General features: G+C 67.9%; 11 protein-coding genes. 5 read left to right on the forward strand and 6 right to left on the reverse strand.

Features of this window, described 5'->3' with window-relative positions:
* Nucleotides 1–563 (reverse strand): hypothetical protein (locus tag ACWDU1_RS22220; protein ID WP_450001140.1); only part of this gene is annotated, 563 nt, incomplete at its 3' end.
* A gap of 36 nt (nt 564–599) precedes the next feature.
* Nucleotides 600–1745, reverse strand: coding sequence for an FAD-dependent oxidoreductase (locus ACWDU1_RS22225; RefSeq protein WP_450001142.1), 1146 nt, complete (start codon nt 1743–1745; stop codon nt 600–602).
* A 100-nt stretch (nt 1746–1845) separates the two neighbouring features.
* On the opposite strand from ACWDU1_RS22225, the gene ACWDU1_RS22230 reads away from it, so the two are divergent.
* The gene (locus ACWDU1_RS22230) at nt 1846–2460 is read left to right on the forward strand and encodes a TetR/AcrR family transcriptional regulator (protein ID WP_450001144.1); all 615 of its coding nucleotides are present in this window, start codon (nt 1846–1848) and stop codon (nt 2458–2460) included.
* Here ACWDU1_RS22230 and ACWDU1_RS22235 read toward each other — a convergent pair.
* The gene (locus tag ACWDU1_RS22235; RefSeq protein ID WP_450001145.1) at nt 2429–3598 is read right to left on the reverse strand and encodes an alpha/beta fold hydrolase; all 1170 of its coding nucleotides are present in this window, start codon (nt 3596–3598) and stop codon (nt 2429–2431) included. The genes ACWDU1_RS22230 and ACWDU1_RS22235 overlap by 32 nt on opposite strands.
* Before the next feature lie 57 nt (nt 3599–3655).
* Entirely contained in the window at nt 3656–4327 is a 672-nt protein-coding gene (locus ACWDU1_RS22240) for a TetR/AcrR family transcriptional regulator (protein ID WP_450001147.1), read from the reverse strand.
* Between the two features lie 56 nt (nt 4328–4383).
* Between ACWDU1_RS22240 and ACWDU1_RS22245 the strand changes: the two genes are divergently transcribed.
* Both ACWDU1_RS22245 and ACWDU1_RS22250 read left to right on the forward strand, forming a co-directional pair.
* Nucleotides 4384–5922: a flavin-containing monooxygenase gene (locus tag ACWDU1_RS22245; protein WP_450001149.1), complete on the forward strand. Its 1539-nt coding sequence runs from the start codon at nt 4384–4386 to the stop codon at nt 5920–5922.
* A 368-nt stretch (nt 5923–6290) separates the two neighbouring features.
* On the forward strand, nt 6291–7478 hold the full coding sequence (locus tag ACWDU1_RS22250; protein ID WP_450001151.1) for a lipase family protein: 1188 nt from the start codon (nt 6291–6293) through the stop codon (nt 7476–7478).
* A 95-nt stretch (nt 7479–7573) separates the two neighbouring features.
* Here the strand turns inward: ACWDU1_RS22250 and ACWDU1_RS22255 are convergent, their stop codons facing one another.
* A complete protein-coding gene (locus tag ACWDU1_RS22255) occupies nt 7574–8068 on the reverse strand; it encodes a gluconokinase (protein WP_450001158.1) in 495 nt (164 codons plus the stop codon).
* Nucleotides 8069–8570: 502 nt separating this feature from the next.
* Here ACWDU1_RS22255 and ACWDU1_RS22260 point away from each other — a divergent pair.
* Nucleotides 8571–9101 (forward strand): hypothetical protein, encoded by a 531-nt coding sequence (locus tag ACWDU1_RS22260; RefSeq protein WP_450001152.1) that lies wholly within the window; start codon nt 8571–8573, stop codon nt 9099–9101.
* A gap of 93 nt (nt 9102–9194) precedes the next feature.
* The gene (gene ligD / locus ACWDU1_RS22265; protein ID WP_450001154.1) at nt 9195–10154 is read left to right on the forward strand and encodes a non-homologous end-joining DNA ligase; all 960 of its coding nucleotides are present in this window, start codon (nt 9195–9197) and stop codon (nt 10152–10154) included.
* Between the two features lie 75 nt (nt 10155–10229).
* Here ligD and ACWDU1_RS22270 read toward each other — a convergent pair.
* On the reverse strand, nt 10230–10770 hold a 541-nt coding region (locus ACWDU1_RS22270), incomplete at its 5' end, for an MFS transporter (protein WP_450001156.1).

Below are 10770 nucleotides of genomic sequence, written 5' to 3' on the forward strand. Positions count from 1 at the left end.
CGCATCGGCACCGAATTCGGCAGCGCGGTCTTGCGCTGGAACCAGCCGGCGGTGTATTCCCAGACGTCGAGCACGGTCCGCCGGTCGGCGCAGTGGAAGTAGTTGAACAGGAACCAGCCGCGATCGTCGTCCACATCGGCGATTCGGGCGGGACTATCGGCGGCCACGAGATGGACCGCGCGAGCGTGCTCCTCGAACAGGGCGGCCAATTCGTGCCAGGCCGGCGCGGTTCGGACGGTCTCCAGGTCGGCGACGCCGCGGGCGCGGACGAGAACCACCACGTCGTAGCGGGCGGGCCGGACACCAGCGCGGCGCAGGATCTGCCCGCCCTCCCCCGGTGGCCGCAGGGCCGCGGCGAACGCCGTGGCCTCGATCACTTCGGCGCGGGCTGCCAGTCGCTCACACAGTGGCACGATCCGGTCCAGGAGCCGGCGCCGGGTACCGGAGCGCACCGGCAGGGGGCCCGCCCACCGGCCGGTCTCGCCGGCGAGGAGCAGGAAACCGTGATCGGTCGGGGTGCCGAGTTCGACCTCGGCCGACTGCCGGTCGTTGACGATACGCATAGAAATTCCTTCGGGGGCGGAGAGTGGGACAGTGGATCAGCGCCGGTCGAGCCCGGACAGTCGCATCGCGAGCCGATGGCGCACCGCGGGCGACTTCCCCGCGACTCGCAGCCCGATATTGCGGACCGGGCGCGCCGCCGCCGGTACGGTGCCCGCGGTGGTGAGCCGGCCTGCGGTCGACATCACCGCGCGTGCCGTCCGGTGCCGGGCGGCCGCATGCTCGTCGAACAGCTCCTCGGATTCGCCCGTGAGCACCCGCGACAGCGTCCGGCCCGCCGTCACGGCGTCCTCGATACCGAGGTTCATCCCCTGGCCTCCGGCCGGCGAATGCACATGCGCCGCATCTCCGGCCAGCAGGATCCGGCCGTGGCGGTAGGTATCGGCCAGCCGGTGGTGCACCCGGAACCGCGACCCCCACACCACCTCCGTGACCTCCGCCGGCACGGCGCGCGGCCCGCGCTCGTCCAGCAGACGCTGGACGAAGGCGGCATCCGGTTCGTGCGGCGCCTCGTCCACCGCGGCCACGATCCGGAACATGTCGTCGGGCAGCGGCGCGGCCACCACGAGCCCGGCGGGTGAGAAGTAGAGGATCACCTCGTCGCGGGGCACCCCGCCGCTCAACCGCACATCGGCGAGGGTGAACGATTCGGCATAACTGCCGCCGATGAATCCGATACCCGCCTGTTCGCGCACGGTGCTGTGCATACCGTCCGCGCCGATGAGATAGCGGGCCCGCAGTCGCGAGCCGTCGGCGAGCGTGGCGACGACGGCGTCCGCGTCCTGGGTCACGGCGGTCACGGTGACCGGGCGCCGCACCTCGACTCCCAGTTCGGTGACCCGCTGCAGCAGGAACTTCTCGGTATCGGCCTGGGAGATCATCAGCGTATAGGGGTAGGCGGTGGGCAGATCGTCGAACGGGACCGGGATGAGCACCTGGTCGCGGTCGCGGATGGTGAAAACCGGAGTGTGCACCCCGCGCTCGACCAGCGCGGGGACGACACCGTAGGGCTCGAGGATCTCGAGCGTGTGTGAATGGACCACGGCCGCACGGGAGGTGTTCGCTCCGGCGGCCTGGCCGTCGACGATCAGGACATCGTGACCGAGTTGCTTCAGGACGAGAGCGGCGGTGAGACCCACGGGGCCCGCCCCGACGACCAGAACGTCCGCTGTGGCTGTGTTCATGGTTCCTACCTGCGCCTTCCAGAAAGTCAACAACTGTTGGCATCAACGGTAGAACGACCCCTGTCGCTATGTCAACACTTGTTGGCCTACAATTGTTGGCATGAGGAGATCCGCCGCCGAGACCAAAGACAAGATCCTTGCCGCGGCCCGGGAACGATTCGCCGCCGACGGCTACGACCGCGCGACCATCCGCGCCATCGCCGCCGATGCCGATATCGACCCGGCCATGGTGATGCGGTACTTCGGGAACAAGGAACGACTGTTCGCCGCCGCGGCCGAATTCGATCTGGAACTACCGGATCTGACGACCGCGCCCCGGGAACGTATGGGCCACGCGCTGGTAACCCATTTCCTCGACCGCTGGGAGCGCGACGAGACGCTGTTCATCCTGCTGCGCGCCGGGGTCACCAACGACGCGATCGCCGAACGGATGCGCTCGATCTTCGCCGGTCAGCTCGGCCCGGTACTGCGGGCCACGGGCGAGGACCCACAGGAGGGGACGATGCGTGCCGGGCTGGTGGCCTCTCAGATCCTGGGTATGGCACTGTGCCGGTTCGTCCTGCGCTTCCCGCCGCTGGCGGCGATGACGCGCCAGGAGGTGATCGACTGGCTCGGCCCCACGGTGCAGCGGTATCTCACCGGCGCAGCCACCGATCACTTCGGTGCCGACGCCGACCCCGGTATCAGCGCGGCCGCGCCTCCGGAGCGGCAGTAGCCAGCCGGCCGGGCTCCACCTGGTAGCGCTCGATGAACGGCCGGACCTGTTGCGCGATCACCTTGTTGTACTCGGCCGGGCGCTGCCGCGGATTGGCGTGCCCGGTGCCGCGCGGCTTCACCACCAGCAGATTCCCGTCGATACCGCCGACCCTGTCGATCAGTACCCGGTGTGTGTAGACGACATCGACCACCCGGTCCCGGCTCGCGTCGTGTGGCCGGATGAAGACGATCGCCGGGCGTGGTTTGCCGTGCGATGGACGCGATATGGCCCGCAGATCATCGGTCGCGCCGCCGGCCACGATGGCCAGGAACTGGGCCTCGATCAAACCGTTGCTGGCGACATCCTCGTTGTAGATCTTGTCCCGCAGCACCTCTTCGACCGCGGTGCCCAGATCGTGCATCCGGATACCGGGCACGGCGCCGCGATTCATGAAGTTGTCGCGCCGGGCATAGGTTTCGACGGCCACCCGCAACCCGCGGCTCTCCCGCGCGCCCGGCAGCCAGCCCATCCAGCGGACCATGTCCTGCCCCAGCCCCCGGCTCTCCGGACGGACCGCGTTCAGATCGAGCGGCGTACAGTCCAGCATCACCCCGACCAGCCGGCGGTCGCTGCCGGTGTGGATATGTTCGGCCACCTCCAAGGCGATCACCCCGCCCATACTGTGGCCGGTCAGCACGATGTCGTGCACGCCCGACATGACCGCCGCGCGGATCACCAGATCGGCGATGACCTCGGTGTCGATACCGCGGTTGTCGTAGCGGATGGCCCAGACCGCACCCAGCTGGCGCAGCGCGGGCAGCGCGGCGGCGGTTCCACTGGCGTTGAGCCCACCCAGGCCGACCAGGTCCACCACGGCGGTATCCCGTTTCTCGGGTAGCGCGGGCTGGGCGATCGGCAGCAGAGCCGGTTCGGTCAGTGCCAGCCGGGCCCGTTCCGGCCCCACATCGTGCTCCCAGTACTGGGCGAACGCCACCAGGACGATCACCAATACTGTGGCTACCCGCAACAACGCCAGCCTGGTGCGGCGCAACGTCTTCCACCGGTGCCCGAGACGCGTTTCGCGCCAGCGGGTCCGTCGACGTTCATCACACCAGTCCGCGACGGTGGACGGATGCCATTCGTCCATCGGCGACATGACTCCACTGTAAGGGCATTCGCCCCACCCACCCGGCACCCCGAGCGGTGGCCCGGCTCATACCCGGTCCGCGCGAACCCCGTCCACCAGCAATTTCCGGATGGCCCGGTTCAGATCGGCGATGTCCTTCTCATCGGGATCCCGCAGGCCGTGCACCACCCCGGCGAGCAGCATGCCCGTCACCGCCCGCGCGGTATTGCGGGTATCGAGATCGGCACGCAGATAACCGAGTTCGACACCGTGATCGAGGTAGCCCGCGGTGAGGGCGTCGGCGGTGTCGAGCAGGCCGTAGAGGCGCTGGGTGAGCTCGTCGTCGATCCCGGTGGCGTGGAAGAGCAGCAGTTGGGCCACCCGGCGGTCGGCGATGAGGATCCGGGCCAGGGCATCGCCGATCCGGTCGATCTGCTCCCGGTATTGCTCCAGGCTGGTCGCCGCGTCGGGAGCGTTGTCGGTGCCCAGGGCCTCGATGATCCGCGCCGCGAGATCGTCGATCACATGATCGATGATGTCGCGCTTGTTGCTGAAGTAGCGATAGAAGGTGCCGTGCCCGATGCCCAGCTGGGTGGCGATATCGGCGATGCCGGTGGCGTGATAGCCCTTCTCGGCGAAACAGACGAACGCGGTGTCGATGATCTCCTGCCGAAGCTCGGCCTTACGGCGCTCGGCTCTCGTCGATGGCTTCGTCACGCCCTCGATGATACTGTCATCACAAGCGGAATGATGTGTCATTCTGTGATGTGTCGTTCAGATCGGTTGGAGGGTTCGACGTGGCACCTGGAGACGACGTGGCACCTGGAGACGGAGCGCCCGGAGGCGAGGCACCCCGCTACGACGCCGTCGTGGTCGGTGCGGGATTCGGCGGGATGGGGGCGGCCATTCAGCTCGACCGTCTCGGCCTGCACGATTACGTGATCCTGGAACGGGAATCGGATCTCGGGGGCACCTGGCACGTCAACCGCTACCCGGGGCTGGCCGTCGATATCGCCTCGGTGACCTATTCCTATTCCTTCGAGCCCAACCCCCACTGGTCGCGCCTGTTCGCACCCGGCGGCGAATTGAAGAAATACGCGGAGCACATCGCCGACAAGTACGGCCTGCGGGAGCGGATGCGATTCGGCACCACCGTCGAGAGCGCGCGCTGGGACGCCGATCGGCAGTGCTGGGTGGTCACGATTTCCGGTGGCGAGGAAATCACCGCCCGCTATCTGCTGACCGCGACCGGATTCCTCTCCCAGCCCTACACCCCACCGTTCCCCGGCATCGAATCCTTCACCGGCAAGATCATCCACACCACCGACTGGGATGCCGATTACGATCTCGCCGGCCGCCGGGTCGCGATCATCGGCACCGGCGCCACCAGTGTGCAACTGGTTCCCGAGGTCGCCGCGCGGGCGCGCGCGCTCACGGTGTTCCAGCGCACGCCGATCTGGGTCGTACCCAAGATCGATATGCCGATACCGCCCGCGGTACAGCGGCTGTTCGCGCGGATCCCGGCGAGCCAGAAGGCGGCCCGGCTGGTCAACACGTCCCTGCTCGAGGCCCTGATGGTGGTGGGGGTGCTGCATTACAAACAGGCCCGGCCGATGAACCGGGCGGCGGCCCTGCTGGCCAAGGCGCATCTGCGTGCCCAGGTCCGCGACGAACACGTCCGGGAGCAGTTGACACCGCACTACGATTTCGGATGTAAGCGGCCCACCTTCTCCAACCGCTATTTCGCCACCTTCAACAAACCGCACGTCCGGCTCGAAACCGAGTCGATCGAACGGATCGAACCCAACGGTATCGTCACCGCCGACGGCACCGAGACCGAGATCGACACCTTGATCCTGGCCACCGGTTTCAATCTCTGGGACGTCAACTTTCCCGCCTTCGAGATCACCGGCCGCGACGGGGTCGATCTCGGCGGATTCTGGCGGAACAACCGGTTTCAGGCCTACGAGGGCATCACCGTACCGAAATTCCCGAATTTCCTGAGCCTCAACAGCCCGTATTCCTACAGCGGCCTGTCCTACTTCACCACCATCGAAGCGCAGATGAAGCATATGGGCCGCCTCTTCCGGGAACTGCGCCGTCGCGGCGAGACGACCTTCGAGGTGAGCGAGGCGGCCAACAGCGAATTCCTCGACCGGGTGACGGACAAACTCGGTTCCTCGGTGTTCTACGGCGGCGATTGCGCGACCGCGCGCAGTTACTACTTCAACCAGCACGGCGAAGCCGCGCTGCTGCGTCCCACCAGCACCGTCAGCGCGCACCGCGAGGCCGTCCGGTTCCCGCTCGACGATTACCGCTACGGACCGGCGGGAGCGCCCGCGGAAATTATGTGAATGCAGATTCTGCCCGGTGCGCGCCGATCCGGGCTCCGGGCACCGGATCGGGCTTGTGACCGGTGGAAAGGGTCCGGGGCGATCGTTATGAATTCGGGCAAAAAGCGGCGTATCCCCCGACCAAGATCGCCGCTACGATACGTCCGCGTCGTAAGGTAGCGCTCAACCGGCAGAACCGAACCGCGGCCACAAGCCAACGGGGACAGTTCATTCGAGTGACCACCACGCTGCCTCCGGGCCGCGGCGGCGCACCCGGGGCGACCGACGACGTTCGCCCCGGGCTACGCGTATCACCTCCCGGAAACGGCACCCGCGGCACCACGAATGCCGGCCGCCACCGGCCGATTCCTGCTGTCCGAAAGAAGATCGTGTCCAGATTCTCCAACCGAATACTGATCCTGCTGCTGTCCCTGTTCTCGGTGGGAATGTTCGGCGTCGACGCCCGTGCCGAACCGCTCTACCCTCAGCCGGACCCGGACCCCTTCTACACCGCACCCGCCGATATCGCCGAGCGCCAGCCGGGCGATGTCGTACGCACCCGCAAGATCGATACCGCCCCCTATATGGGCACCGACGGCTGGCAGGTGGCGTTCCGGTCCACCAATTCCCGCGGCGAGGCCATCATGGGAATGACCACGGTGCTGCTACCCGCCGGGGTGAAGAATCCGCCGCTGGTCTCCTACCAGGCGCTGATCAACTCACTCGGCACCCGGTGCAATCCGTCCCGATCACTGTTCAACGGTGAACTCCAGGACGCCGTCGGCGCCATGCTCCCGATCGGGCGCGGCTGGGCCATCTCGGTACCCGACTATCTGGGCCCGAACGTCGCCTACGCGGCGGGCCGGCTCAGCGGCATGGTCACCCTGGACAGCATCCGCGCCGTGCAGCGGGTGGCCGAACTGGGCCTGTCCGATTCACCGGTCGCCGTCGCCGGATACTCCGGCGGCGGTCTCGCCACCGGCTGGGCCGCGGCCATGCATCCGTCCTACGCGCCGGAACTGAAGATCTCGGCGGTGGTCGCCGGCGGTATCCCGGCCGATCTCGAGCAGATGGCACTGGGCCTGGGCTTCGCGCCGCATCCCGGCTTCGGCCTGGCCTTCGCCGCCGCGATGGGACTGGAACGCGAATACCCGCACCGGCTGCCGATCTCCGATCAGCTCAACGAGAACGGCCTCTGGTTCCGGGAGTTCACCCACGACGCGTGCCGCCGGTTCCTGCTGTTCCACGGTGCCTTCCGCAGCGCCGAACAAATGGCGGCATCCAAGAGCCTGATGGACAGCCCGGAAGCCCGTGAGGTCCTGCACGAGAACAGCCTGCGCTACTACGACGGGGTCCCCACCGCGCCGACCTATCTGTGGCACGGCCGGTACGACACCCTGACCCCGTACGACAGTGTCGCCGAGTTCGCCGATCGGTACTGTCGCGCGGGCGCTCCGGTGAAACTCACCACCTACGATATCGCCGAGCATATGACTGCCGCGGCGGCCGGTTTCACCGATGCCTGGAATTTCGTGGAGGCACGTTTCCGCGGGGAACCGTTCTCCGGCGGCTGCTGATCCGCCCGCGGTAGCCGGGCGGTACGGCGCAGTCCGCCCGGGTCCGATGTGCGGCCGGTCCACCGGACCGGCCGCACGGGTGGGGCCGGTCCGGGCTAGCGCCGGTCCATATGGCCGCGCACATATCCGGCCGCGAGCTCGGCGATCCGCTCTGGTCCTCGATCACCCCGTACGGTCACCCCCGGCTCGTCCGGGTCCAGCGGTTCGAGCGCGGCCAGTTGCGAATCGAGTAGTGAAACGGGCATGAAATGCGCGTTTCGCGAGGTCATTCTGGCCAGCAGTTCGGTCCGGTCGAGGCTCGGATGCACGAAGAAGACCTCCGCGACGGCGCCTCGGAGCCGGTCGCGGTACTGCCGTTTCAGGGCGGAACAGGCGACCACCGCGCCGGTTCGCTCCCGGCCGCGGCGGCCCAGCCATTCCTCGACCGCGGCCAGCCACGGCCGGCGATCCGCGTCGGTCAACGGCACCCCGGCCGACATCTTGGCGAGATTTCCGGGGGGATGGAAATCGTCGGCGTCCGCGAACGGAACTCGCAGCCGCGATGCGAGTAACCGCCCTGTCGTACTCTTCCCGGCTCCCGACACTCCCATCACGACGACATACGGAGGCGATACCGCCGGTCCCTCCGGGGGCCGCGCCGAGGCGTCGGCAGACGGCCGATGGCGCTCGGCGGAATCCCCCGTGCCACGGAATTTCTCGGGGCCGGAAGTCATCGCATTACCTGGCTCATCGCGCTCTGAATGACCCGCCTCCACTTCGTCCGAGGTATCGGGGATCGGCATATCGCCGTAAAGCACAACCAAATTACCAGCCATTGCCGGCCACGGCGATATCCATCCCGCCTCCGCCCCCGGCGACTCCCGCAACCTCGTTCCGGCCCCACCCCACCTGCGCCCGGCGCTCGCACAGCCCCGGAATCCGGTGGCCTGCCGAAATTCACAATTCTTTCAAACTCATTGCCGCAAAAGGAATTCGAACCCCGCTACACGGATATCGCGTCTCCGTCATCGGCATTCACACGACACCGGCGTGACGACCTGTGCTGGACAATGGTTCAATTTGCGTGCAAACGCTCGGAGCAGGAGGAAACCCATGGCAGTCCGCTACTCGAAAAGAGAACAGACCAAACTCGTCAATCGGGTGAAGAAACTTATCGACCAGGGGAACACACTCAACGCCGCCTGCACCGCCGTCTCCGAGCGCGAAGGCGGATCACCCGCGACGAATACGATCGCCAACTGGGTCAAGGCCGCCACGGCAGAGGAGAATGCCACCCCCGAGGCGCGGCCCGCCCGCCGCCGCCGGTCCCGGCCCGCCGCCGCGACGCCGGAGCAGGCCCCGGTAGTCCCCGAACCGGCGCCGGAGCCCGTCGAGCCCGAACCCGCTACCGCGCCCGCCGCCGACCACGAACCGGTCCACGAGTCCGAGACCGCGCCCGCGCCCGAACAGGAGCCGGCCGCCGCCACACTGATCCATGTCCGCACCGCCGGAACCGCCTCGGATACCGCCCTCGACCTCGACGACCTGCTCGACGAGAACCATCGGCTGCGCACCGCGCTCACCGAGGCCAACCGGGAGATCCGCGCCATGCGCGACCTGCTGGTCGTGTACGCGAGCCGGTAGGCGTCGCCGCGTGGCCCGGCTACGCCGGGCACAACACGCGAGTCCGACCGGTGGGTCGCCGTCACCCATCCGGCGGCGGGCTAATCTCCGCAGGTGGTCGTTGCGCCGGCGCCGATGCTGGCCGTTTCGGGACAACCACCCGACAATGCCGGGTGGGCGGTCGAGATGAAATGGGACGGAGTCCGGGCGATGGTCGTCTGCGCCGGGGGCGACTGTCATCTGTACAGCCGCAACCGTCGCGATATCACCGCCACCTACCCGGACCTCGTCGGCGCCGTCGCCGAGCTGGCCGGAGACCGCGAACTGATCCTGGACGGCGAGATCGTCGCGCAGACGCCGGAGGGCGCGCCCTCGTTCGCACTGTTACAGCACCGTATGCACGTGGCCCGGCCGTCGCGGCAGCTCCTCGCCGCGGTCCCGGTCCGGCTCTTCCTCTTCGACCTGCTCGGATCGGACGGCGAGACACGCACCGACGAGCCCTATCTACAGCGTCGGGACCGGCTGGCCGCGCTGGGTTTCGCTTCCGGAAAGGTACAGACGCCACCGTATTGGCTGGGTGTGGGTGCGGAACAGCTGCTGCGCGCGGCCCGCGAGACCCGGCTCGAGGGCATCGTGTCCAAACAGATCGACTCGCGCTACCGGCCCGGGCGACGGTCGCCGGAGTGGATCAAAACCCCGCTGCGTGATACCACGGAGGCAGTGGTGGCCGGGTGGACCACGGGTAACGGCGGGCTGCGGGCCACCTTCGGGTCGCTGGTACTCGCCGCCCACGACCCGCAGGGCCGGCTGGTCCATATCGGCAATGTCGGTACCGGATTCACCGCCGCGGACCGCCGGGCCCTGCGCACCCGCTTGGATACGATCGCCCGCACCGGCAGTCCCCTGGCCCGCACACTGCCGCGGACCGGGACCACACACTGGGTGGATCCGGTACTGGTCGGTGATATCGAATTCCGGGAGTTCACCGGGGACGGGCTGCGCCACCCCAGCTGGCGCGGCCTGCGTACGGACAAGTCGCCGCAGGAGGTGACGGTGCCGCCCGCGACGTCCTAGACGTCATGGGCGGCACACCGGCGCGAAGCCGGGAACCGGACCGCACAACCCTCACCGGTGTGCGGCGTCCTGCGATCACCCGCGCTGCGGCACCGCCCGCCGCTCCCGGACCCGCTCTACCCGGCCGACGAGCAGCACATACGACGTGATGCCCAGCAGGGTCACGACCGTCATGTACACGAAGGCCGGTGCGAAACTCGCATCCGTGACCAGGAATCCGATGACGATGGGGGTGGCGATACCGGAAAGGTTGCCGATGAAGTTGAACATGCCGCCGGTCAGGCCGATCAGGCGTTCGGGAGCCAGCGCCGAGACGAGCGACCAGGTGATCGAGGCCAGGCCGTTGCCGAAGAAGGCCACCGACAGGAACACGATCACCAGCACGGTGGAATCGGTGAAGTTCGCGCCGATCAGCGTGGTGCTCAGCAGCAGTCCGGCGATGATCGGACCCTTGCGGGCGATACCGAGCGGCACCCCGCGCCGCAGCAGGTAGTCGGAGAACACACCGGAGAACAGCACCCCGACCACGGCGGCGATGAACGGCAGCGAGGCGAGGAATCCGGATTTGATTTGGCGCATGGTGCGCTGGAACAGCGTGTAGGCCAGCGGCGCCAGA

It is taken from the genome of Nocardia sp. NPDC003345, assembly GCF_053589395.1.